The organism is Sphingobacterium sp. UBA7249, assembly GCF_002472835.1.
In the GTDB taxonomy this organism is placed as follows: domain Bacteria; phylum Bacteroidota; class Bacteroidia; order Sphingobacteriales; family Sphingobacteriaceae; genus Sphingobacterium; species Sphingobacterium prati.
The window spans coordinates 190,364-216,180 of record NZ_DKST01000007.1; the positions used below are offsets into that span (position 1 = coordinate 190,364).

At 39.6% G+C, this 25,817-nt stretch carries 20 protein-coding genes and 1 pseudogene; 10 read left to right on the forward strand and 11 right to left on the reverse strand.

What is annotated here, in order from left to right:
• Positions 1-11: 11 nt before the first annotated feature.
• From B4A24_RS04830 to B4A24_RS04870, 9 genes and pseudogenes are all read right to left on the reverse strand, one after another.
• A complete protein-coding gene (locus B4A24_RS04830; protein ID WP_293943156.1) occupies positions 12-1,094 on the reverse strand; it encodes an EpsG family protein in 1,083 nt (360 codons plus the stop codon).
• 11 nt (positions 1,095-1,105) lie between these two features.
• Positions 1,106-2,623, reverse strand: coding sequence for a lipopolysaccharide biosynthesis protein (locus B4A24_RS04835; protein WP_293943158.1), 1,518 nt, complete (start codon positions 2,621-2,623; stop codon positions 1,106-1,108).
• 18 nt (positions 2,624-2,641) lie between these two features.
• Entirely contained in the window at positions 2,642-3,934 is a 1,293-nt protein-coding gene (locus B4A24_RS04840) for a glycosyltransferase (protein ID WP_293943160.1), read from the reverse strand.
• Positions 3,935-3,941: 7 nt separating this feature from the next.
• Positions 3,942-5,117, reverse strand: a complete 1,176-nt coding sequence (locus B4A24_RS04845) for a glycosyltransferase family 4 protein (protein ID WP_293943162.1) — start codon at positions 5,115-5,117, stop codon at positions 3,942-3,944.
• A gap of 8 nt (positions 5,118-5,125) precedes the next feature.
• Positions 5,126-5,287 (reverse strand): annotated as a pseudogene (locus tag B4A24_RS23835) (DapH/DapD/GlmU-related protein); the annotation flags it as partial.
• Positions 5,288-5,733: 446 nt separating this feature from the next.
• The gene (locus B4A24_RS04855; RefSeq protein ID WP_293943166.1) at positions 5,734-6,771 is read right to left on the reverse strand and encodes a hypothetical protein; all 1,038 of its coding nucleotides are present in this window, start codon (positions 6,769-6,771) and stop codon (positions 5,734-5,736) included.
• Entirely contained in the window at positions 6,765-7,862 is a 1,098-nt protein-coding gene (gene glf, locus B4A24_RS04860; protein ID WP_293943168.1) for a UDP-galactopyranose mutase, read from the reverse strand. Before glf ends, B4A24_RS04855 begins: the two co-directional genes overlap by 7 nt.
• Before the next feature lie 61 nt (positions 7,863-7,923).
• Complete coding sequence (locus B4A24_RS04865) at positions 7,924-9,000, reverse strand: lipopolysaccharide biosynthesis protein (RefSeq protein ID WP_293943170.1); 1,077 nt, start codon at positions 8,998-9,000, stop codon at positions 7,924-7,926.
• Between the two features lie 3 nt (positions 9,001-9,003).
• Positions 9,004-11,535 (reverse strand): SLBB domain-containing protein, encoded by a 2,532-nt coding sequence (locus B4A24_RS04870; RefSeq protein WP_293943172.1) that lies wholly within the window; start codon positions 11,533-11,535, stop codon positions 9,004-9,006.
• Between the two features lie 303 nt (positions 11,536-11,838).
• On the opposite strand from B4A24_RS04870, the gene B4A24_RS04875 reads away from it, so the two are divergent.
• The 5 genes from B4A24_RS04875 to B4A24_RS04895 all read left to right on the forward strand — a co-directional run bounded on the left by B4A24_RS04875 (position 11,839) and on the right by B4A24_RS04895 (position 16,242).
• Entirely contained in the window at positions 11,839-12,753 is a 915-nt protein-coding gene (locus tag B4A24_RS04875; protein ID WP_293943173.1) for a DUF5106 domain-containing protein, read from the forward strand.
• Positions 12,754-12,756: 3 nt separating this feature from the next.
• Complete coding sequence (locus tag B4A24_RS04880) at positions 12,757-13,227, forward strand: S24/S26 family peptidase (RefSeq protein WP_293943175.1); 471 nt, start codon at positions 12,757-12,759, stop codon at positions 13,225-13,227.
• A 143-nt stretch (positions 13,228-13,370) separates the two neighbouring features.
• On the forward strand, positions 13,371-13,640 hold the full coding sequence (locus tag B4A24_RS04885; RefSeq protein WP_293943177.1) for a PqqD family protein: 270 nt from the start codon (positions 13,371-13,373) through the stop codon (positions 13,638-13,640).
• 20 nt (positions 13,641-13,660) lie between these two features.
• Entirely contained in the window at positions 13,661-15,289 is a 1,629-nt protein-coding gene (locus B4A24_RS04890; RefSeq protein WP_293943179.1) for an ABC transporter ATP-binding protein, read from the forward strand.
• A 38-nt stretch (positions 15,290-15,327) separates the two neighbouring features.
• Positions 15,328-16,242 (forward strand): hypothetical protein, encoded by a 915-nt coding sequence (locus tag B4A24_RS04895; protein ID WP_293943181.1) that lies wholly within the window; start codon positions 15,328-15,330, stop codon positions 16,240-16,242.
• A gap of 101 nt (positions 16,243-16,343) precedes the next feature.
• Here the strand turns inward: B4A24_RS04895 and B4A24_RS04900 are convergent, their stop codons facing one another.
• Positions 16,344-17,909 (reverse strand): S41 family peptidase, encoded by a 1,566-nt coding sequence (locus B4A24_RS04900; RefSeq protein WP_293943183.1) that lies wholly within the window; start codon positions 17,907-17,909, stop codon positions 16,344-16,346.
• A 366-nt stretch (positions 17,910-18,275) separates the two neighbouring features.
• Between B4A24_RS04900 and B4A24_RS04905 the strand changes: the two genes are divergently transcribed.
• The 5 genes from B4A24_RS04905 to B4A24_RS04925 all read left to right on the forward strand — a co-directional run bounded on the left by B4A24_RS04905 (position 18,276) and on the right by B4A24_RS04925 (position 24,364).
• On the forward strand, positions 18,276-20,624 hold the full coding sequence (locus B4A24_RS04905) for a TonB-dependent receptor plug domain-containing protein (protein ID WP_293943185.1): 2,349 nt from the start codon (positions 18,276-18,278) through the stop codon (positions 20,622-20,624).
• 18 nt (positions 20,625-20,642) lie between these two features.
• Complete coding sequence (locus tag B4A24_RS04910; protein ID WP_293943187.1) at positions 20,643-21,881, forward strand: DUF4374 domain-containing protein; 1,239 nt, start codon at positions 20,643-20,645, stop codon at positions 21,879-21,881.
• A gap of 81 nt (positions 21,882-21,962) precedes the next feature.
• Complete coding sequence (locus tag B4A24_RS04915) at positions 21,963-22,295, forward strand: hypothetical protein (RefSeq protein WP_293943189.1); 333 nt, start codon at positions 21,963-21,965, stop codon at positions 22,293-22,295.
• Positions 22,296-22,298: 3 nt separating this feature from the next.
• Complete coding sequence (locus B4A24_RS04920; RefSeq protein WP_293943191.1) at positions 22,299-22,574, forward strand: hypothetical protein; 276 nt, start codon at positions 22,299-22,301, stop codon at positions 22,572-22,574.
• A gap of 11 nt (positions 22,575-22,585) precedes the next feature.
• Entirely contained in the window at positions 22,586-24,364 is a 1,779-nt protein-coding gene (locus B4A24_RS04925; protein WP_293943193.1) for a PepSY-associated TM helix domain-containing protein, read from the forward strand.
• Positions 24,365-24,460: 96 nt separating this feature from the next.
• On the opposite strand, the gene B4A24_RS04930 is transcribed toward B4A24_RS04925, so the two are convergent.
• Complete coding sequence (locus B4A24_RS04930; protein ID WP_293943195.1) at positions 24,461-25,741, reverse strand: replication-associated recombination protein A; 1,281 nt, start codon at positions 25,739-25,741, stop codon at positions 24,461-24,463.
• Positions 25,742-25,817: the final 76 nt, after the last annotated feature.

The window sequence follows — 25,817 nt, forward strand, 5'->3', positions numbered from 1 at the left end:
CTTAATCAAAACTAAAAAAACAATTTAAATGGAACAAACTCATCAGCATATGGACCATTAAGTTGCTGACGCATACGTAAAAAAAGATAGCATACGAGCACCAAAAATGCCGTAAAACGCAGTAACGGACTTTCAATAAGCTTAAAGAAATAGGCTACCAGAATAATCTGAAAAACATCAAAGGCATAAGAAATGCGCACAAAGACCACAGAAATGGAAATCGTACTAAAATAAATAATAGCACCAAACCAATACAAATTAAGGTATCCACGAAACTGAGGATATTTCTCTATTATTCTATCGTACAGATAGAATGACGTAAAGAGAATCAGAAATTTATTAGCAAAGCCTCTAATGATAACAGATAGCAAACCTATCTCGCTGTTTGTATCATCATTAAATTCATCACTAAGATAGGTATCTATTTTTGCCTGAACGACTCCCCCAATACCACCACTCAAAAATTCCAAGACCTTGGTTATAACAACTGAAAAACCTATGGAGGCCAATAATAGCAGAACCATCCTTTTTCTCGAAAAGTTCATCTGGTAAACCCACCATGCCAGTACGAAAATCCAGCTGGTACGATGAAATCCAGCGGCTAAAACAACAAGTAAAATAAACGGAATAAACTGCCTTTTCTCAATGTAAATAACTGAAAACATAAGAATTGCTATCGCAATCCATTGCCTTACAAATAAAACATTCGCAAATTGTATAGACCATAGAAACAATAAAGACATAATTGGATATGGACTCATTTTTTTGAGAGCCATACTCTGAAATGAAAAAAGGATTAGGCCTGCTGCAAACAAAAAAACATTATAATTATCTGTAAAACCTGCTATTGCGCGAGTCAAAATACTATATCCCCACTCAAAAACATCATCTTCAAATGGAATACTTCCCACTGATTGGAAATAATCATAATAATTCTTCCAATCTGTCCCTATTTCCCATCGAACAAATGACAGAATATAAAACCCGAAACAGAATATGAAGTAAAAAGACAGTGTTATCCTACGATCGAGATTTGTGCTTTCAATTAGAGAAAACAAACTCAAAATAGTAAATATGATAATGTAAATATTCATATCAACATCTTCTATTTTAATTGACCAAATTTCTGGCGAAGGACAGCACAAGTCTTTTCTATAATAAAACTGACATCCTGGCTTATTTGAAATTTACAAATTATATAAAAATACGAAATTGTTGACACGATAACTTTAACTAATGAAGAAACAAACATATTGCTGATAGACAAATCGATCAACATACACCCCACTAGTATAAAAGGAACTAGCAAAATCAAAATCAATACCTTCTTTGAATAAGGAGAAACACCTATTTTATATTTCGCCACAAAAAGTTGGAAAGCGACAGAGAGACAAATACATAGACTAATGGATGATGAGGCCCCGATAATTCCATATTTCGAGGTTAAAAAATAACCAAGGAAAATACTTATAATTGAAATAACAATAGAACTATAAAGTGTTAGCATATACCATTTTGATATTGTAATTAACTGTCCCAAAGATCCGATTGATATATCAACTAGTTTACCTACGCTTAAAATAAGAAATATAAATTTTCCCGCTTTATACAAATCACCATTTGGTATTAGTGAATAAATGGTATCCAGATTACTCCAAATGACGACAAATATATATGCTGCCAACACTAATCCGTATACCGAATTATTAGCAATAAGAGTCCTTAATTCTTCGATATTACCATCAACATAGGTCTTGGCAATTTTAGGGAAAGATATATTTAATACTGCCGAATAGGGTACAAGTAATAACGTAACAAAATATGTTGCTGTCGTATAATATGCCAAATTAGATAAATCTGTAAACTTTCCGACAAAGAAGACATCTACTTTTGAGAGTAGGAAAAAACTAAAGTTACTCAGTGATAGAAATAGTAAAAATTTGACAAAGTCACGCAGCAATCCATTTTCTTTTAAAAATGCCAGACTTGGCCTTAGGTCTATAATATATTTTTTTAGTTTAAGAACATAGATATATACACATATTATACTTAGGAGATACCCCACTGTTACCAAGAGCATTACAAACTTAAAATCCCGAGTATAAAAATAAAGGATAACAGATAGTATATTAAAAATCTTAAGCACAATATTCTTAAAGAAGTTAATAACTGTTATATTCCCAAGCATAGCCGAATATCCTTCAAAAATGAAAAAATATACGTTGCACAATATAAGTGGCACCAGGAAGAAAATATAGTTATCTATCATCTGATAATCCTTATCCGAGCCTATTAAGTTCACAAAATGCGGCTTGAAGAAATAAAGGAATATAGCAAACACAGAAATAACGACCAAGGGGCACACAAATACAAAAAAATCAAACCCTTTGTTAACTCTTCCTTCGTAATTAACTCGGTGGTAATACTTATTAATAATGGAAGGCATTCCAAAATGAAAATAAACGGCTGCTATTGCTGAATATTCCAGCAATAGACGATATAATCCATTCACCTCAGTTGGAAAATATTTAGGTGTAAGATATAATGTAAATAGCGCGCCTAAAATTATCCCAATATAATTTACACCTGATGTTTTTAAACTTTCTTTTATAATTGCGCTCAAAACATATAATTTTTAATTTTAAATATTGTCCGTATCGTATCTTTTATCTACTAAATGGATTTGAGATTCATAACGGCTGTAAGGACGCAAAAGCTTGATAATAAGCGAATATCTCTCGAAACCTATCAAACGATACAAAAGCCTCATAAGTCGATTGAATACTTTCAATTTGGCACCAACACCTTTCAAGTTAGATTTATCTACTTTATCAATATTTACTGATGTCTGACGAACCATACCTGCTTTTTTCAACCGTGCAAAGAAAGAATGCCCCCCGCACTCGAAAGGATTTGAAATCCTTTCACCCTTATTATTCAGCGACCTATAAATCCGTCGATGAAAATTAGTTATGCTTATACCATTTTCAAAGCTATTGTAAGAATAATCCAAGCTGATAAAATGATCGAAAACCGCACGGTTTTCTTGTATAAATTTTGCGTAAAGGTCGGTCAAGAGTTTTACATCTTCATAATCATTTAATGCGGAAACGTTATTCTGGATCACTTTTCCTTCTTTAAGCGCTGTATAATTATATCCTGAATAATGAACAAATATAACCGGATATATCTGATCATCATCTTGTTCGCGAGCACGAACCATTAGCTTTCCATCCTCCAGAATTATTTTACGTTCAAAAAAATTCCATGGCGCAATGTTCAAACCGAGATGGTGAGTAATGATCAATTCTTCCGAAGTAAAAAATGCAGGCAAATAATCCATCCACTTTTGGTCGGTAAAAGTATTTAAATAAGGGTCGATAAAACAGTTTTTTAAAAGCTTGCTATGCCACCAGCCACACATCTTTTTTGCTACAGCATCATTTCGAACCCCACAAAATCCAAGATTGAAAATTCCATTCCCCAAAAAGTCTGTATCAGGAAGTTCACCTCGATAATTTTCCGAAATCCTGGCTAGATGCGGTGTCAAAACGATAGACTGTCGATCAAGCAGATCGTAAATAGGAGCCAAGGTATTAAAAACGTAAATATCAGGATCTAAATATATAACCTTTTTATACCGCGTATTTTCTAATAAATAAAGAAAAATCGCAGGCTTAATAGATGTACAAAATTCTGTCAGATCATACTTGAAAGTCATTTCAGACCAAATATCTTCAGTTAAACCAAGTATGTTTTTAGCTATTATTACATTAGATGGCAGTTCGGAAAGAATCGCCTCATCAAACACCTCGTCAGCAACAAAAATTAGAAAATCTGTATCGGCATTGTGGGCTTGAACTGATTTTCCAAGAATCTGTGCCAATCCAATATAATTCTTTGCACAAATTGTAAAAACTACATTATCCTTCATACTCTTGTTAAAAATTCGACATGTGAGTAAATTTCGCTTCCACTAATTTGCTCATATTTGGATTCCATAAAAATTTGTTTTTTGATAATTCAATCGCCGAATGATACGAACTTGTAAAATCAATATTATTCTGAAAAACTTCATCTTGTAGAAATTCTTTTAGCGCCCTCACATCGCCAACTTCTATTAGTTTTCCAACATGGCCATTATCAGTTATATCCATAGCCCCACTAACTTTGGTGCTTATAATATAACATCCAAAACGTAAAGCCTCAGGATATACATTGGGAAACCCTTCTTTAACCGAAGTCATCAAGAAAACTTTACTCTTACTAAAGTATTGCCATAATTCCTTTTTTGAATAAATAGGACCTATAAAACTAACGCTGTTTTTTAAATCAGGATTCTGATTATAAAAATTATCGACCTCCTGTTTGAAATGATCTGCGACATTTCCAATAACAATTACACGCCAGTCATTCATCCGGATACCATCCAACGCCTTAAGCATCATGGAATGATTCTTGGTATCAGCACCAATCCGGCCGACGATAAGCACTATATTTTCCTTTTCCGAACTTTCTTTAACTTCAATCCCTAATTCTAGTCTATTTTCTTCATCAAAACAATTCGGCAATAGGTAGACTCTAGAAGATAAAACAGGTCCCAAAATACCATCTTTTATTATGTTTAAGCTATCTAAAGTCTCACAGAGCAATAGATCAATTGATTTCAGAAGCTTATTCTTAAGATTTTGTTTCATTCTGGAAAGGATATTATTAGAAGTTACGGCATTTAATTCATTTGCATCCATATCTCCCTTAACAATACAATATCCCTTTCTATTTAGTATTTTATAAAGAAATGAAAGAAGTATACTCCGGGGATCCAGCCAAACCAAAAACAAGATGTCTATTTTACGGGCATTTTTCAATATATAATAGATAGATTGTCGCTCTTTCCATAAAGAAAAAGTAAACTCGCTATCCGATTTAATTGGAATTAAATTAGCCCCACGATGGACTGGAGGATAACTCTCATTGTTTTTATTTTGCGGATAGATAAAATTGAAATCAGCATTTAGACGCTTTGCTAAAAAGAAAGGCACCAAAAAAAAATCTTTATTCAAAATACTCTCATCCAAATAAAACAAAGAAGTTATATTAAGTTTCTTTTTCTTCATATTAGCTGTTTAATGATTCTAGCAGGGACACCACCAACAACTGTATAAGGAGCAACATCTTTAGTAACAACTGCATTTGCTCCAATGATAGCGCCTTTACCAATTTTAACTCCGGGTAATATCGCTGCTCCTTCACCTATCCATACGTCTTCTTCAATAATAATTTTGCCTTTTGTAACCAATGGCCGACAAACAGGTGGCAACTCCAAATCGTTAAGACCTGTACTACCATGAGAATGATCTGAAATATACACTTTGCTCGCTATTAGTACGTTGTTCCCAATTTCTATCGATTCAATCGCTCCGATATGACAATCATGATTTATTCCTACCGCATCTCCTATTTTGATACGTGGTTTAAAATGCGTGCCTCGATATTCCTCAAAGGTTTCAATACGAAGTCGTTGTCCTAGGTGTACATCTTTGCCAATTTCGATATTTTTACCCCCGGTAACATATAGTGGATACTCCACAATAGACCCAAAACTGAACGTTTTAAATTTCTTCGAAACGTATCCCGAATAAATAACTCGAGTACACCTACCAATTAAAGTAGTGACATCTTTGAAAAAAAAATTAAGTAATTGGCCAATATAAAATAGAAAACGCTTCATTTTTAGGAATTCACTTTAAATATTTGCTTAACCTGTTCCTCAAATATTTCCTTTTCACTGAGAATTTGTGCACGGTAATAATCATACTTTGGGACTAGTTCTTCATAATTCGCCAATACTTCTTCTATTCTCCTTGAAATAGAGTCAATGGATGATTTATTTTCATCAAATTTAAATTCGTTCGCGAGCGGTACATCCTCAAAAAAACGTGCAGATCCGCGCATTCCAGTAATAACACAACAGCCATTTAAAGCAACCTCGCGTGGCAACCGATCTTTCCCGGGATGGTAGCCAAAATCCACATATAATTTACTCTCATTAAAAACGGCAACGAGTTGCTCCCGCGTCATATTTTCTAAAGGAACCCAATTAAGGTGTTTTGCATTGGAGATTAATCGTTTCGTAAATTCAAATCCTTTTTTGGGATTGTATAGCACCATGTTGCTTCTGTTCTTCGTCGAGAATCCTGTATAAAAATCTGTATTGATATAATCACTTAATGGAGTAGTCAATTTAAATCCATTATTAATTAAGAAATTTTGGGCATATTCTGATTGGTAAGCGTTTACAGCATCCAAATTTCGAAGCCATTTGATTGAAAAGGTATTTCTGAAAAGATTCCGCCCTTTAAAAATAAGTTGATAACATCTCGACAACGCTATTTTTAGGCCAAAAGACAAATTAAATCTACAAAGGTCAGCTATATTAATAAAGTTTGTGCCAAAAATAAAGAAGTTGTCTACGCTAAGCCACCATAAAAAAACTTGCGCTTTTTTTATAGCCTTAATCTTGTCGAAAACAGCCTCGTAAAAGACAACCACATTTTCTTCATTATCTTCTACCGAATCAGCCACCTTTATATTATAATTATTATAAGCTAACGGTACTTGACTTCCCTTGTCTCCATAGTAAACAATAAAGGCATTAAGTCCTTGCTTGTTTAATAAATCCACTAACTGATGTAAAAGCTCGGCACCACCGGTAACGACCTGAGCAGGACAGTAAACGAAAACTTTTGTGTTTTTCCTAATATCTAACATTCTCTAGTTACTTTTAACGCAGTCGCAATTACCTGATGCATATCATAATACCTATATTCTGCTAACCTTCCCCCGAATATCACATTGCGTTCCGCCTTTGCGAGTGTACTATATTTTTTGAAAAGCTCCATATTCTTTTCATCGTTCACAGGATAATATGCTTCCTTCCCGTCGTCATACTTATCTGGATATTCTTTTGTTATGACTGTCTTCACTTGCTTACCAAACTCAAAGTGCTTATGCTCGATAATTCTCGTATATGGAACATCGAAAGCGGTATAATTAACCACAGCGTTTCCTTGGTAATTTTCTTCATTCAGGATACTATGTTCAAAACGTAGGCTTCTATATTCAAGATTACCATACTTAAAATCATAAAATTCGTCTATCTTCCCTGAGAAAACTATTTTTTTTGCAATAGCCATCCATTCCATTCTGTTTTTAAAAAAATCACTATTAAGCCTGACTTCTACCCCCTCCAAAAGCGCATCTATTAATTTATTATAACCTCCTATGGGAATGCCTTGATATTTATCATTAAAATAATTATTATCATAAGTAAACCTGACAGGTAATCTTTTAATGATAAACGCTGGTAATTCAGTAGCTTTCCTTCCCCATTGCTTTTCAGTATAACCTTTAATAAGCTTTTCATAAATATCTGAACCAACTAATGACAAGGCTTGTTCTTCAAGATTCGTTGGCTTCTTTATATTTAATTTTTCAACCTGCTCTTTAATTTTTTCCTGTGCCTCTTTCGGAGTCTTAACTCCCCAAAGTTGATAAAATGTATTCATATTAAATGGTAAATTAAATAATTCACCATTATAGTTGGCCATTGGACTATTTGTATATCTATTAAATTCAACAAATGAGTTTACATAATCCCAAATATCTTTATCATTCGTATGAAAAATATGGGCGCCGTATTTATGTACATTAATGCCTTCTATATTTTCGCAAAATACATTACCTCCTGAATGACTTCTTTTGTCAATAACTAAGCATTTTTTACCTTTCTTGTGCATCTCATGCGCAAAAACGGCTCCAAATAAACCTGCACCAACAATTAAATAGTCGTAGTTAACCATATCTTTTTTTATAAATAGAGCTTTTCATAGAACCTTTCCAAATCGGAAAAGCAATTATGTACTACCCTGCCTCGTTAAATATATCTTTAAATAATTTTGTAAAAATCAAGCTAATAAATGCAATGGTTAGGAGCAAAATACCTCCTATTATTCCGCCTATAAGTCTACTCAACCCGTTTTTCTGCAACGGAAACACAGGGTTATCAACAACTTGAATTAAAGGTGCTTCTTTCATTAAAGCCATCTTAGACATTTCAAGATTTTGTACCAATTGTCCAAGAATAGCTTTATTAGTTTCTGCTGAAAATTGAGAACGCTGCGTCGGAATTAATCGCTGGGCCTGTCGAGTAGGATTCAAATTAGGTGTTGCATCTGCAACCGACGCTGCAACGCTAATGCTACCATTCATTACAGCACGAACTGAGTCTGTTTTATGTTGTAATATATCAATATTATCCAACGATTTTTTTGTCTTGGTTTTAATATAAAAAGTATTGACCTGATCAACAATAGCTTCATTAAATTCCTTTGAAAAAACTTCGTCTATTGATTTCACGTCCACTTTAATTATGGACAACTTTTTATCCAGCTTACCGACAACTAGATTGTTTTTGTTAATGTCGCTGACCGCTCTTTGAATGATGCTATCACGGCTTCTGTCCAATAGTGGATCATGCCGATGTCTAAAATCTATTTTCAGTAACGCTGGACTTTTTTCCATCCAAAGATCTCTAGCGTTAGTTAACTGCAAATAAGAGTCAATGAGCAGCTTAGAAGTGTCAGTTTTTGATGGAATTAACAATGCCGCTTCTATCATTTTCCGAGATTTGTATAATTCCAATAAGTTATCTCCTTGAAATATGCCATCACCCTTACCGCCCAAATCTATGCCGACAAGAGCTGCCATACCAGCATATTGTGCCATTCCACCTGCCTGATCACCTGTCTCCAGAACAAAAGTTGTAGTAGCTGTGTAGGTCGGCTTTTTAGCCCCTGCATAGAAGAAGCCTATAATAGTCCCTAAAACACCTGCAATAACGAATACATACCATTTGGAAAGCAAATACTTAAACCAATCTCGAATTTTTAACACGAATTCCTTTAAAGCTATATCTTGCCTATTCTTCGTCTGCGCCATATCCTACTTAAATAAACTAACAATAATAGCCAAAGTCGATGCTATTCCAGTACCAATTCCAATCCATGCTTGCGAACTTAACTTTTCTCTTGGTGCTCTTTTTGGAACAACAATCTCAGCTCCTGGCTTAACATCAGGATAACCGCCATCTTTTCCTTTGACAGCGCCATTGGCATATTGAACAAAGACACGTTTTTTCAAGGCATTGTCTGTAAACCCACCCGCTTGATTGATATAATATTTCAGGTTTTTACCTTTGACATAGACCACATTGTTTGGATTCAAAACTTCCCCTGCGACTTTCACCGTTTCCAGTTCTTTTGGCACGTTGATAATATCACCATCTAAAACAAGCAAGTCGCCTTTTTCGTAAGGTTTCTCCAAAATTTTATTCAATTCTATACCAACTAGATCACTGGGCTCAATATCATCAGCAGACATGCCCTGTTGTGATACTTTGGCAAGTGCTTTATTTTTTGCTTTAGAGCTGTTTGCGTCCTCTTCCTCGTTTTCTTTATTTTGATCGCTCGTATTTCCGTTGTTGTCGTCTAAACTGTCCTTTTCTAATTCTTTTCTCAGGCGCTCCTTTTCTTTCTTTTCCTCTGCTTTTAATTTAGACATACCGGTACGTCTTAAGGAGGCACCTTCTGTATAAGCATAAGTAGTCAAACCACCAGCGCGCTTAATGATATCGGAAATGCGTTCGTCCTCCCTTGAGATGGTATAAACACCAGGATACAATACTTCCCCTTCGATAGTCACCTGACGCTGCGTACGGAAACCGGCATCGCCTAACACTGAAATCACATCATAAGGCTGTAAAGCAATCGTCGGATCAGTCAGCATGCCATCTTTAATATCAACTAAAATGGTTTGTGAAGAGTTGTGATCTCCAGCATTACGATGAGCAAGCCTCCGGGCAATCTCCACACGAGCATTTTTAGCCGCTTCGGTCAATCCGCCCGCCTTTTGGATCACATCACCCAAAGTCGCATTACTCGCAAAAGGCAGGTCACCTGGAAAACGTACTTCACCCTGAACGGTAAATTTATATTCGTCACGCAAATCAAAAATAGAGGCGATCTCGATCTTGTCTTCACGTTTCAATGGAATGTCAGCAGCTGTGCCAGCGAGTACTTCACGTACATTGAAGTTAATCAACTCGGATGTATTATCCGCCTTGAGGCGATTGATGATACCACGTTCTAAAAAGGCATCTTCACGTACGCCATCGGCCATTTCAAGCACTTGCTTTAAGGTCAAACCGGGCTCCAGCCCGAATATACCCGGGCGGAATACCGCACCCAGGACAGATACCCGATTGGCATAACGTTCTAATATCGGTGCGACAATATATTGATCACCGCCTTTTGGCGTATAATTGGCAAATTGATCAGCATAAACATCTTGAACACTGCGTTCACGGCCTGTCGTCTGCAATACCTTAATCTTAGCCGTATAGGCATTCTCCGTAAAGTCACCCGCATAGCGCAAGATATCGGATAAGGATTCGCCTGCTACGGTCTCAAAAATAGCCGGTCGTTTTACTTCTCCTTCAAACTGTACACGCGCACCGTATACAGGTATATGAATAATATCTTGATCTTGTAAACGTATATTGCCTTGTTGTATACCATTGGCCAGGAAATCATACACATCAATTGTACTGACGACACGATTGCCGCGAATTACCTGAATCTGACGGTAGGTACCATTTTTATTGGGACCGCCAGAAGCATAGAGTGCATTGAACACTGTAGCCAAAGATGGAAGGCTATAGGTACCTGGTTTGGTAACAGCTCCGGTCAGCGTAACGCGAATCGTACGGATATTACCAATTGTGACGCTCACGCTAGTCCTTCCCGAACGGATCGCTGGATAGGTGCCACTCAAATGTTGTTCAATCTTACTTTTTGCTGCTGCAATGGATAGGCCTGCAACGCTAATCTGGCCGACATACTCGACTTTGATCATCCCATCTGGGCTCACAGGCAATGTATAGGACGCCTCATTATCCCCCGTGATATCCAATAAGATCTCATCATCTGGACCAATGATATAAGAACTCGGTGTCGCCATCCGAAGGTTGGGCTCAAAAGTAATGCTATTATTTTTAAACAGATCTGCACCAAAAATCTTTAATTTTCCATCGTCTTGCTGAACGGAGTCTTGATTATTGGTCCGTTTATTCTGTAAGGAATCGGTATTGTTTGTTCCACCTACTTGACGTCCTCTCGTTCGACTTGAAGTAGCGCTATTGTTATCATTCCCCTGTGTTTGATCGGGTTGTTGCTTCTTGCGTTTAATTTTCGCCAAACGATCTTTTAGTTTTTGCACTTCGACGGCAGATACCCCTTGCGCACGGGCAAATCCATCCAATTGGCTTTCGTCATAGCCCATTAAAGCAGCCTGTTTGACATATTGCTCGATTTGGGCATCAGTCAGATTATCCACTTTGATATTGGCAGGATTGGTCTGTGCGTATACTGAACCCACAAATCCGATCATGCAAAACCATAAAATTATTTTTTTCATTCGATATATTGGCATTTGGCGCAAAATTAGTAAAACTATTTAATTAAATCGTTTAAAAATTTACACTGGAAGCTTTAAACGCGCAGGAAATAAAACTTTACTCCTTGATTAAGTCTGTCACTATCTAGCTTTCTAACGTAAAAGAGCTTTCTTTTGCTACGCTTTACACCTTATTCTATTAAGCACCATGAATTTAATAGGCTGGTCTAGTAAACAAGCGGCAACAATTCCATCTCGTATATGATTCTGCGGATGGAATCCTGAAAGTTTTATTAACTTAGCAAAGTTAAGCATTAAATTAGAATGAAAAGTTCAACTCTTGGTTTTTGGTTGCCGATGGGCCTGATCGTAGGCTTGCTATGGGCTTGCAATGGAAATAATAAATCAAAAAAGGAAAGTAACGAAACAATGCAGCAAAAGGCAGCTACGCTAAATACTGCAGACAGTAGCTTGTTGCATTTCTGGGATAAGTTTGACATGAAAGACAGCGCACAAGTGAAGAGCCCGGATATTGGCGAACAAAAACTTGCTGATTTTATCGGGCTACTATCAAAAACACCTGATTCAGCAATGCGGGACAAGGCTGTGGACCTGATGCTGGACAAAGCCAAATCTAATAGACCAAGTTTTGACCACTTTGTTCAACTATACGAACACTACCTCTATGATGGTAATTCGCCGATGCGCAATGATAGTATCTATGAGTCGGTGCTGCGCCATCTAATCAAAACGGATCTGCTGTCGGATCTGGAAAAAGAGGCTTATCGGCCAATATACAAGCTGGTACGACGTAATAAAGTAGGGCAACCTGCGGAGGATTTCAACTACGAACTGGCCAGTGGGGCAAAACAAAAGCTATCACAGACGAAAGCGAAATATACGTTCTTGATCTTCTATGATCCGGATTGCTCGCATTGCAAAGAAACGATCCACCAACTCCGTGATACACCGCAATTGCTACAGCTATTCGCCCAGCGACAGGTACAGGTACTGGCCATTGACCCCTGGGGGGACCGCAGCAGATGGAAAGATTATCAATCAGAATTGTCGGATCAATGGATCAATGGATTTGACAGTGATAGCAAGATCCTATCGTTCAATTTATACGACCTCAAGGCCTCGCCAACAATATATCTTCTGGATGAAAACAAGAAGGTCATATTAAAGGATACCTATCTGCAACCGGTGGTTGAGTATTTTGTTCAACCCAACCAATAGGATATGGCTGAACATTCGAAAGACAATGGTACGCGAATCATCTCCAATGACCTATATTTTGTAGAGGTGCAGCGTATGCTGGATGAAGGCAAGGAGGTTCGTATCCGGATTAAAGGCGGAAGTATGCGCCCTTTTATTCAGGATGGCGATAGTATCCTGTTACAGGCTTATCGGGGCGGACCTTTGCAAATAGGTAGTAATCTATTGGCCAAACATGCGGGAAAGTATGTTTTTCACCGGTATGTTGGGCAAAAAAAAGGACGGATCGTCCTGGCTGGTGATGGTAATCTGGTATTAAGGGAATTTATTTACGCTGTAGATATTATCGCTGTGGCTTCGATTCTTTATCCACAGCATGCAGTAAAGGAAATTGATTTAAATCACGGCTGGGCAAGATTCCGGGGCTTAGCATGGTATCATATTCGGCTGCTCCGTCGGATTGTTGCAAAATTGAAACGCATTGTACAGCACTAAAACAATTATGCCGATGAAAAATAATTATTAACTTTGATTTTATTTATTCTATTTAATCCTAACATATAACGTATCCAAATAGCTCAAGCGAATTAAATATAAATGGATACCTAATATGACCATTAAAAACAGATAATTTACATATGAAATTGAGATCGGATTTAGTATTGAGAACAATTGGTTCAGATCATTTAATTGTTGACCCTAGTCAGGATATGGTGGATCTATCCACCGTGTATACCCTGAATAGTTCTGCCGCATGGCTGTGGGAAGAGTTAAAAGGAAGGGAGTTTGATCAAACAACAATCGTCGAACTGCTCTGTGATAACTATGAGGTAGATGCAGCACAAGCGCAATCCGATGCTAAAGTCTTACTTTCGGACTTTGAAAAACAAGGCTTATTGGAAAAATAACCTTTCCATTATCAATCTGAATGAACAACAACAGTCTGAAACAGCATGCGCGCTGGGCATGGTCAATCAGCGAAGGCTATCGCGGCAGATTGTTCCTATACTTTGTATTGGAACTGATGTGCATAGCGCTTTCCCTCGTGTTTGTATACCTATCCAAAAAAGCAGTTGACGTAGCCACCTCTCCCGGGGAATTGCCGCTCAAATGGCTGTTAATTGGCATTGTAGGTAGCATTACGCTCAATGTGGCCATCAAGGGCTATTCGGGGCGTCTACTCGAACGCGTGAAGCTGATGCTGACGCTGCAATTGCAACGTCATATGCTCGACGCACAGATGCTATCCATATGGCGGCTGATCAAAAACTGGCATACAGGTGATATTCAGATCCGGATTCAGACCGACTGTGAAGAAGTGGCCAATACCATCGCCAGTACGGTGATTTCCTTTGTATTGACCATTATCCAACTATTGGCTTCTGTGGGTTTTTTGTGGTATATGGACCCCATGCTGGCTCTGATGATCCTGGCCATCTCACCCCTTTTTGTCTTTTCAAAGATTTACTTCCGTAAAATGCGCAAACTCAGCAGGGAGGTGAAAGAGGAGGAAAGTAATTTCTCAAAGGTGCTACAGGAAAATCTTCGCTTTCGTCTCCTGATACGTGCCATGGGCGTTTTCCCCAAAAGGCGTGCAAAGTTGACCGAAACGCAGCAGCAGCTCTTTATGCTGAAAATGCGTCAGATCAATTTTTCAACTTATACACAGGGAGCGATGAAAGTGGCCATGAACGCGGGTTATTTGGTCGCATTTATCTGGGGGGTCTATCGGCTACAATCCGGGCAGATTACCTTCGGAACAATGACGGCTTTTTTGCAATTGGTGGCGCGCATTCAGAGCCCAATTCTCGCCTTGATCGGCTATATCCCTGGCTTCGTCCGCTTTCGGGTTTCTGCTGATCGCCTCTTAGAATTACAGGAGGGTGAAGTTGAACCTCAGGTAGCGCAGCAACGACTGAATGGTACCGAGGAACTGCGTATCAGCAACCTGTCCTTTCGCTACGAAGATAAATGGGTATTGCAGCAGTTGAACCTTTCGCTAAAAGTCGGCGAGTCAACAGCAATTATCGGCCCCAGCGGAAAGGGAAAAACAACGTTGATCCGTCTATTGCTGGCGTTGCTTAAAGCTGAAAAAGGGGATATCACACTGGTTGACAAAGATGGCGAAAGGGCATTGGAAGCAAAACACCGCATCAACTTTGCGTATATTCCACAGGGCAATTCGCTCTTTAGTGGAACAATACGGGAAAACCTCATGCTCCATGTCAAAGATGATGGACCAATGGAAATAGATAAGGCGCTCTGGCTGGCCTGTGCGGAATTTGTATATGATTTTCCAGATGGTGTGGATACTTTAGTGGGCGAATCGGGAATGGGCCTATCGGAGGGGCAAGCCCAACGTATCGCTATTGCGCGTGCGCTGATGCATGATGGTGATATCTGGCTCTTTGATGAAGTCACCTCGGCCCTGGACCGGACAACTTCGGATACCTTAACACAACGCCTGCTGGAGTACGGAAAGCATAAAATATGTCTTTTTGTAACACACGACTTGAACCTGGCGGATAAATGCCAGCATCGCATCTACCTCGATTAAAGAAGGTCGAAGTAATAAGTTAAAATATGAACTGAACCATGAATATAACGAAATCACCTGAGTTTGCTCAAACCCGCTACCGTATCGCAGATTTAATCTTGGATTTTAACCATCCAACGAATATCCCTCTCCATACGATCCTCCTCTCCTTTCGGGATTTTCAAATCCATACGACGGATGATAAAGCTGACATTGTCATTAATATCAGTGTGGAAGAGGCTCCAGCAAAAGCTGACATGGGTGTATTACGAACGGATGACTCTATTGCCTGGGGTGATCGGTTTCGCTTTTATGAAAAGGGGGATACATTTATTACGACCATTATAAATGAGAAGGGCAATGGGACATGGTACCAGTACAGTAACCGCAACTTTGACGAATCTACGATCTATGTCCCTGATAGCTCAGCGGATGAACAGAGCGCTGTGATTACCTGGATGTCGATGATGATATTTGGTCAGGCCAGTCTTTCGCATGATACGATTATGATCCATGCCTCTGTAGTCAACCATCAAGGAAAGGGGGTTGCTTTTTTAGGTAAAAGTGGAACTGGAAAAAGCACGCACAGCAGACTTTGGCAAACTCATATTCCCAACACGGTACTGTTAAATGATGATAATCCGGCTGTCCGCATAACAAGTGATGGTATATTTATCTATGGAACGCCTTGGAGCGGCAAAACGCCTTGTTATAAAAATGAACGACTGCCGCTCAAAGCTTTTGTCAGGCTACAACAGGCTCCTACCAATACATTTACTTGGCAGCCTGACCTCAAGGGCTTTATTGCGGTGCTCCCGAGCTGTACCGCTATCCGGTGGAATAAAGACCTTTTTTCGGGGATGAATACTATCCTGGAAAAAATTGTTGGCGAAGTGCAAGTAGGTTATTTACAGTGTTTGCCGGATGCTGCCGCAGCTGAGCTGTGCCATTCATTTATATTTGCTAGCGCGTAATATCATCCCGGGCTCGCAAGCTTGGTTTGTATAAAGTGCCTTTATTAAAAAAGGTCAGTAGATATCTTGTTATCTGCTGACCTTTTTTAATGCTTTGAACTTTATCTGCTCTTTGTCTTGATCATACCACGCTCAGGCCTGGTACGCATTTTGCCTTGCTCCACTGTTTGGATCGTTCGGGAAGAAATACTTCGTAATGCTGCCCGTGTTCCGCTTGTCGGCGCAGCATCAGCTAGGGCTGTTGCCAGCATGCTTTCCTTAGGATCACCCACACCGGCTGACACATCATCACCGACACCAGACTGATCAGGAACAAGGCCGTCCCAGTAATCACGCAGGTCTCGGTCAGTGCCCTTGTTATATTTTTCGCCAAGATTTCCCCGTGAATTCTTCAGGATAAATGAAGCTGGCCAATAGGATACTTTATTCTGAACTTTCTGCTCAAAAAAACCAACGGGTTTGCCATAGGTCCGTGATTCGGTGGCAATGATCTGCACGGGAAGGTGTGGTGTAAGCACATTGATCAGCATCTCGGCTGCAGAGGCGGTCTCCTCACTCACCAAGAAATAGACTTTATTGAGATTTAGCGTACTGAGCCCCTCAAAGTAGGTATCATACATATGCAATTGATCCCTGAGATTTTTTGCTGCATCGGACTGCATATACTTATTCATTTCGTAAGTCAGCATCAGCTTCCCTTTGGTCTTGGCTCCGCCGATCTTATCCGCGACATAAATAGCAGCATCCACATACCCACCACCATTGTACCGCAGATCAACAATTAGGCTTTTGATCTGTTTGGTCTCATAAGCAGCAAAGGCGGCATTGATATTTTTCTGATTTTGGTTGTTATTTTCAATCTCTTCAAAGGAAGAAAGGGCCAAATAACCAATGTTGTTGCCGCTATAGGTATATACCGTATCCTTGTAGATGGGATTGATCACATAGGAATTATTATAGCTCATTGGTTTTTCAAAAACCTTATTATCCGCACGTTTCACTTGAAGCGTAAGACTTGCCGCATCCAATGCCGAATTGATCTTACCCCTTAATCGGCTATACGCCGCAGGGTCTTTCACTTCGCAGGTCCCGCCTTCGTCTGGACAGCTGACTTCTACTGAATAATTTTCCGTGTCATTATTGACAGATGTGATAATATCGGCCCGTTTAAACCCTGCCTCTTGCGCAGGGGATCCGCCTTCGACAAAAGAAATGTAAGGTCGTGCAATCTTGCTATCTATCGAAAACCATTGCACAGAGATTCCATAACCCTCGTTGTTATCCATCTTTGTACTGGCCTGACCAGAGATATTGTAACCGTTGATCCCTTCCATAAAGGAAAAGCGGTCAAAGACCCCGGAATAGCCTGCCCCAACATGAACGGGTGTAAGCCTCTTGAGTGCATCGAGCACATTACTGGCCGATCCATATTGATCGGTGTACTCCGCTGGATTTTTTAAATAATCTGGAATAGATCCATCCGCCCATACGGAATAAAGCTTATAATATTTATAAATATCGTCTTTGATAAGCTGACCTTCGGTGCGGTCAGTCGGTTCCGGCTCCGGTTCGGGCTCAGGATGATCCTTTTTACAGGAGAGTACAGTAAGTCCGATCAGCGCTATCGCTGCCCAACGTCCTACTTGCTGTAGAGGGACTATGTTCATATATTGAAGCTTTTTGTAAAACAAACATAGAGAAATTTAGCTTGATACACAAAGCTAAATCTATTGGAAAAGAAATTAATTCGGCATTCTAGCACTCCATTGCGATCAATTACCATCCAGGCATAAACAAAGTTCTAAAATTTCAATTAGCTGTAAGTTCTGCACGTAAATGCGCATAACAAGATAATATCTGCATGGGGAATGCATGAAAAGTAGACCGTTACAAAAAAATCAACTTTTTTAACAACCGCATTTGTCTGTATGGAGATAATTCGTACATTTGCTCTGTTTATAATGAATCTAAATAAATATTAATATTACTAAACGACTAGAATTTACAATGCAGATCACATGATCAATTTAAACATGAAAAACATCAAATACCAAAGTATTCTTTTCCTTCTCTTACTAGTATGTACCGCAAAGGCGCAACAATTTACAGCATCATTAAAGGGATATGTTAAAACCACAGCCCAACAGGGTGTTGCGTCATCAACCATACGCATAGGAAACATTTACTCGTCAACAGATGAAGCAGGGTATTATGAAATCAAAAACATTAACCAAAAAAACGTTACAATAACGGCTTCTGCGGTAGGCTATCGAAATACAACAAAAACTATTGTCTTAAAAGCGGGCGAAAATACATTCGACTTTGAACTAGTATCAGATCAAAAAGAAATTGAGCAGGTAGAAGTATTTGGCCGAACAAAAGCACAGGAAGTGAACCGGCAGGCTTTTAATGTAACTGCGGTAGATGCAACCAAGCTTTATAATACGACCATGGATATCTCTAGTGCGTTGGACCGTGTAGCCGGTGTCCGTGTAAGAGAGTCTGGTGGTGTAGGTTCTAATTTTAATTTGATGTTGAACGGATTTAATGGAGACCAAATCCGTTATTTTATTGATGGTATTCCGATGGAAAATTTTGGTTCAGCATTCCAAATCAATAATATTCCCATCAATATTGCAGAAAGAATTGAAATCTATAAAGGAGTGGTACCAGTATGGTTGGGATCTGATGCATTAGGTGGTGCTGTCAATATCGTCACCGGAGACCGTATGAATAGTTATGTGGATGCATCCTATTCTTTTGGATCCTTTAATACACACCGTACTGTGATCAATGCTGCACATACAACAAAAAAAGGCTTATACTTCCAACTTAATGCTTTTCAAAATTATTCAGACAACAATTATAAGGTCACTGTCGACGTAGCCGACATTAACACTGGTGTATATAAGGAAGGAGTGAAATTAAAAAGATTCCACGACACCTATCATAACGAATCGCTCATTGCTAATATTGGTGTGGTCAATAAATCTTATGCTGACAAACTCCTCTTTGGTGTCGTCCTCGGACAAAGCTATAAGGAAATTCAAACTGGGGCACGCATGGTATCTGTTTTTGGGGGATGGCACAATCGGGGAACCACTGTGATGCCGACATTCAAGTATAAAAAGAATGATCTTTTTATAAAAGGTTTGGATGTAATCCTAAACGGAAATATCAACTTAGGGAATAACCAAAATATTGATACTGTACATGCACGTTTTGACTGGTATGGCAACAGAAAAAACCTCGAAGGGCCTGGTGGAGAACGTTCGTACACTATGTATAAATACAGAAATAATGCTGGTGTAGCCAATGCCATCTTAAATTATAAACTTTCTGAAAGACAAAGTCTATCACTTACTGACGTATTCAACACTTTTAAGCGTAGTGGTGAGGATGAGGTAAATCCACAAAATGCCAGCAACGAACAAGCCCAATTAAGTCAGAAAAATGTTCTCTCCTTGGGGTATCAATATGATATAAAAGACAAATTTAGTTTTAACGCCTTTTTAAAACACTACAATCAGCACAACGCTAGTGGCAATAACGAGTTGGAAAAGAATATTAGCAAGTTAGGATATGGAACTGCTCTCTCTTACTACCTAGCTCCGACCCTCCAGATTAAGGGTTCTTATGAACTCACCACAAAGATGCCAACGCCTACAGAACTTTTTGGTGACGTTGAAAATTACGAAGGAAATGTTGCCTTGAAACCAGAAAGAAGCAATAATCTCAACTTGGGTATACTTTACGATTTCAGGCTGAATCCAGATAACCGTTTTGCTTTAATGGCCAATGCATTTTACCGCCATGCGGATGACTTCATCTACCAAAGATTAAATAACAACCAATCTAAATATGTATCAGACAATAGGGATGGCGTACGCTCTATCGGAGGTGACTTAGATCTACGCTATTCGTACCAAAAATGGTTCATGGCGGGCTTAAACGCTACCTACCAATCTGTTAAAAATATGCAAAAAGTAGAACCAGGATATACAGGTATAAGTCCATTATATAAAAATCAAATGCCTAATATTCCTTATCTATTTGGCAATCTAGACGCCTCAGTAATTTTTCCAGAGCTTGGGGGCAAAAATAACCGGTTAAACGTGGGAGCCAACCTATTGTATGTGCATGAATTCTGGTTATACTGGCCAGGCTTAGGTTCAACCGACGCAGATGCCGAAAAAAGAAAAATTCCGACACAGTTAAGCCTAGATGCCAACGTCGTATACTCCATCGCAAATGGTCGATACAATATTGCTCTGGAAGGCAAAAACCTCACGGATAACCGTTTGGTTGACAATTTCAGTTTACAAAAACCAAGCCGTGGCTTCTATATCAACCTACGTTATTTCTTCAACAAACAAAATTAATCTATAAATATTTCAATCATGAAAACAAAATCTCTTTTCTCCCTATTAGCAGCCGCTATTTTATTTGGATCTTGCTCGAAAAGCGAACCCACTGGAGGCAATACTACTGATGGAGGCAGCAAATATATTGTCGCAGTAACTCCTATTGCAAGTACCGGCGTAGCGGACTATCTTGTTACGACAAATAGCCTTGATGAAGGAACGGCATCCATCCTTGGGAACGGAATTGAGCAGGATGGCACATATCGCTATTATTTAACAACAAACAATAAGTTTTTTAGCTTTCTATACGGGCAGGGCAACCCTGGTGCTGTAACAGCGTATAATCTTGAAAATGGTAAATTGAAAAAATTAACCAATTTCCAATCAGAGACTGTAGCAGCATTTGCCGCGGTAAATGAGGATGTATTGATGGCCAAAATGTCAAGAAACCTAGCTACCCCAACACATACTTGGTACAGAGTCAGTACCAATAGCTTGTCTATTGTGGGCGAAGGATCGATGAATGCACTCGAATTGGCCAACAATGGTGAAATTGGATATTTTAGCTGGTTAACACAAGTAGGTAATAAAGTCTATGCGCCTTTCTTCTGTATAGAAAGTTCTTCTTTTACAACAAAATACCCTAACAAAGCTTGGGTTGCTGTATTTTCTTATCCGGATATGAAGCTTGAAAAAGTTTTTACGGATGAGCGTACCAGCTATATCGGTCAATATTTCACCAATGGTTTGGGAACCGTAGAGAATGGTGATATTTATGCATTCTCTGCAGCCAATGCCACTTCAAAAAGAAAAGATGACCCTACAAAATCTGAAATCACAACAACTAATCCCTCTGCAATCTTAAGGATATCATCAGGTACCACGGAATTTGACAAAAGCTATTTCTTTAATGTGGCTGAGATTTCAGGTGGTTACAACATCGTTAACTGGACCTATGTCGGCGGCAACAATTTCATTGTAAGCTCCAAAAAGAAACAATCCGATGGCACTTACAGCGCGGCGACAACAATTGCAGCTGTAAATGTCGTAGACAAAACATTTAAAATTATATCCGGTTTACCACAAGCCATTGAAGTAAAGTCATTTACACAAAGAAACAACTATAGCAAGAAAGATGGCAAAACAGGGTACATTGGCGTAAACCTAACTTCTGGCGAAAGCTATGTGTATAAAATCGATGCAGCAGCAGCTACCGCAACTAGAGGTCTAAAAGTTGAAGGCGGAACCATTACTGCTATCGAACATTTAGATTAACCTCATTTTATATTTAAAGTAAATACCCAATATGCTGATAGATTGCATATTGGGTATCTGTACCAAGCAGCACTCCTAACTATGTACACATTTTTACTCTTGCTAATTTTTGCTGGTAGCTTTTTCTGGTACTGTTCCTCGGAAAAGGTCAAGATACAGCATGGTCCATCAGCACTGTTAACATTGGTGAATGACAAAACCCGCGCGAGGATCCTTGGCGTTGTCCTTTTTGGATTTTCCTGGGCGCTGACCATGTATTTTCAGGGTACCCTCTCAGGAACACTCGCTTTCGGCGCTTATGCGATGGGATTTTTTAGCCTTATCGTGCTTTTATGGCCTTACCGCTATTTCCAATGGAAACAACTTACTGTTGTTTTTTTAATCGCTCTCCTATTAGAAACAATCATCTTCTGAACCATGCCTGCCAATAAAAAATATCTAAGCAGTCCATTCCAACGCTTTCTAAAAATTACCGCAGGCTTTTTTGGCGGCTATTTTGTGATGCTTTACCTGCACCTCTGTCTGACGAAACTGTTTGATAAAACGGACATATTGATCACAGCCTATGTCACGGGTTTTATCGCCTGGGGAATCTTATTGCTTGCCGCCTTTCTTTCTAAGAACGGCTGGCTGATATGGGGTATCTATCTGCTTTTGATTGCTGTGTTCTATGGCATCTTTATTTACCTCTAATCATCCTTATCATGAATCTAAGACGTTATAATATCTATTTCAATACGCATACCATCTCAGGGATAATCATTTGTGCTATTTTGTATGTGATCTTTTTTGCGGGATCTTTTTCATTCTTCAAAAATGAGATCAATGCCTGGCAAAAAAATGAGTCGGACAAAGGGGGTACTTACCGAAACCTGGTTTTTGATCATCTCTTAGACTCCATAAACCAGGTCAAAGAACTTAAGGGAAGAGATATCGCCTTCTATATGCAGCATAATGGTCATGCAAGCTATGTCAATATCGGAGCCTCCCAGGATACAATTGTAGCGAATAGGGCAAAATTAATGGCCGCCCAAAAGACCAAAGGTATAACAAAAGACAGCGAAGCGAAGGGTGAAAAAAAGAAAAAACGTGGCCGGGGCCGACGTGGCGCGGACGATTCCATGTATTTTAGCTATGACCTGGCAACAAAAAAGCCATCGGACTATGGCGACGGCTATACGATGGGCGAATTTTTGTACCGTCTCCATTTTCTAGCCCCACTTAACCAGATCGGGATCAATATCGGGCGGCCTTTTGGTTATACCTTGGCAGGCCTGGTTTCATTTATCTTTCTCTTTGCACTGATATCTGGCTTGATGCTCCACTGGGACAAAATAAAATCGAATTTCTTTGTGTTCAGGCCGGGAAACAAGTGGAAAACGGTGTGGACAGATATGCATACAGCGCTCGGTGTAATCGGTTTTCCTTACCAGTTTATGTATGCGCTGACAGGTATCGTTCTCATCGTTAATTCGGTCCTTATCATTCCCTTCAGCAAATACCTTTACGATGGTAAGGAAAATGAGGTATATGCTGCACTGGGCTACAACGATAATACAAAATATACCTATTTATACGAGCCACTCACAACAGGCTTTAAGATGGGGGATTTTTTGGATAAACTGGAAAGCAAATGGCCCAACAGCCATATGAACCGCATCTTTATCAAAAATTATGGTGACAGGAGCATGCATGTGGTTGCGTTGTACGATGCTGATATCGATAAAAATTTTGCCGGTTCGGGCCGGTTGGTCTATCGTGTAGCAGATAATAAAATACTTTTCGAAAAATCTGCTGCCGAAAATGGCACCTACCTGGATTATGTGAAAGGATTCATTTACCGCTTGCATCTTGCCGATTTTGGGGGCTATCCGATCAAAATCATCTACTTTGTCCTGGGTATTATGGGCTGTTTTGTGATTATTTCAGGTATCTTGATCTGGCTGGTTGCACGGGATAAAAACAATATCCCCAAGCGCAAGCGCATCTTCAATTTCTGGGCAGCCAATGTATTTATGGCTGCTTGTCTAACCATGTTTCCGGTTACAGCAGTGGCGTTTATCGCGGTTAAACTGGCTACGAAAGTAGATCAACCGTTTGTATTTCACGTTTATTTCTACAGCTGGCTGGCTTTGAGTGTTTTTTATATCATTCGCCGTAATATTGGAAAAACGAATCGGGAAACACTCTTGTTGGGCTCGGTGTTGGCTTTGGCGGTTCCGATTGTGAATGGGATAAAGACGGGCAATTGGATCTGGGTCTCTTATCGTTCAGGAGCAAATGACATCTTATTGGTGGACTTACTCTGGCTTTCATTAGGGATCATCGGATTGTTGATCTTCAGAAAGATGCTGCAATCCGCAAGAAAAGAAAACGGTAGCGCAAAACAGGTTACATCCAGTGAAGCGAATAGTGACATCAAGAAAGCTTCGCCGCCAAAAAGAACTTTTGTCTTAAAAAGCAACCCTACCACAGAAGTATAATTTTCCTTACTCATATCCGCAATAGGCGAGCTATAACAGTTCGCCTTTGCTTTTATGAACCGCAGGCTCGCACTCCCAGAATCTCAATACGCCAATCTAATACCTATACTTCTCCTTCCACTTGTCGCGCAGGCTCTGACGAATCTTCTCTTCTTGCGGGTTTTGTCCCGGTTCGTATAACTTGACACCGCTAACTTCTTTCGGCAGAAATTCCTGTACCACAAAATTCCCAGGGAAGGCGTGTGCATATTTATATTCTGCTCCATAATTGAGTTCTTTCATCAACTTGGTAGGCGCATTACGAATATGCAAGGGAACGGACAGATCACCGGTCTGCTTCACCAGGGCCTGTGCCTTGTTGATGGCTTCGTACGAGGCATTGCTCTTAACTGAAGTGGCTAGATAAATAACGGTCTGCGAGAGTATAATACGTGATTCGGGCCATCCGATTACATTCACCGCCTGAAAACAATTGTTGGCCAACAGAAGTGCATTGGGATTGGCATTGCCAATATCTTCGGAAGCCAAGATCAATAAACGCCGCGCTATAAAGGATGGATCCTCGCCACCTTCGATCATGCGTGCGAGCCAGTAGACCGCTGCATTGGGGTCGGATCCGCGGATAGACTTTATAAATGCTGAAATAATATCATAGTGCTGTTCGCCCGCCTTGTCATAGATCGCCATATTCTGCTGCACTTGTCGCAGGACAAAAGCATTGGTAATCGGCTCTTTGTGGAGAACAGCTGCATTGATTACAAGCTCAAGTACATTCAGTAGCTTGCGTGCATCGCCACCAGACAAGCGCAATAGTGCTTCATACTCTTCAACGACAATATCATGCTTTTGGAGGTATTCATCCTCATGCAATGCCTTTTGCACGAGGCCAATAAGATCCTCCTCGGACAGATGCTCAAGCACATAGACCTGGCAACGGGAAAGCAATGCTGATATCACCTCAAATGAGGGGTTTTCGGTGGTGGCGCCGATCAATGTGACCAAGCCGCGCTCGACAGCCCCCAACAATGAATCCTGCTGGGATTTGGAAAAACGATGGATCTCATCGATAAATAGAATGGGCTGATCCTGATTAAAATTCATCAGCCGTTCGGCTTTATCAATCACCTCCCGGATATCTTTTACACCAGCTTGTATGGCGCTCAAGGAGAAAAAGGGTCTATCCAGCTCCTTCGCAATCAACAGCGCCAAGCTCGTTTTCCCAACTCCTGGAGGCCCCCACAAGATCATCGAAGGAATATTCTTTTGTTGAATCGCATGATAGAGTACTGCATCAGGACCGACGATATGCTGTTGCCCTACATAATCGCTCAATTGATGGGGACGCAGTCGTTCTGCAAGTGGGATACGTGTTGCCATACGACAAATTTAAAAATTAAACAGTACAATAACTAAATATTTTAGTCAACCTGATTAAGTATCGCTGAAAAACTGC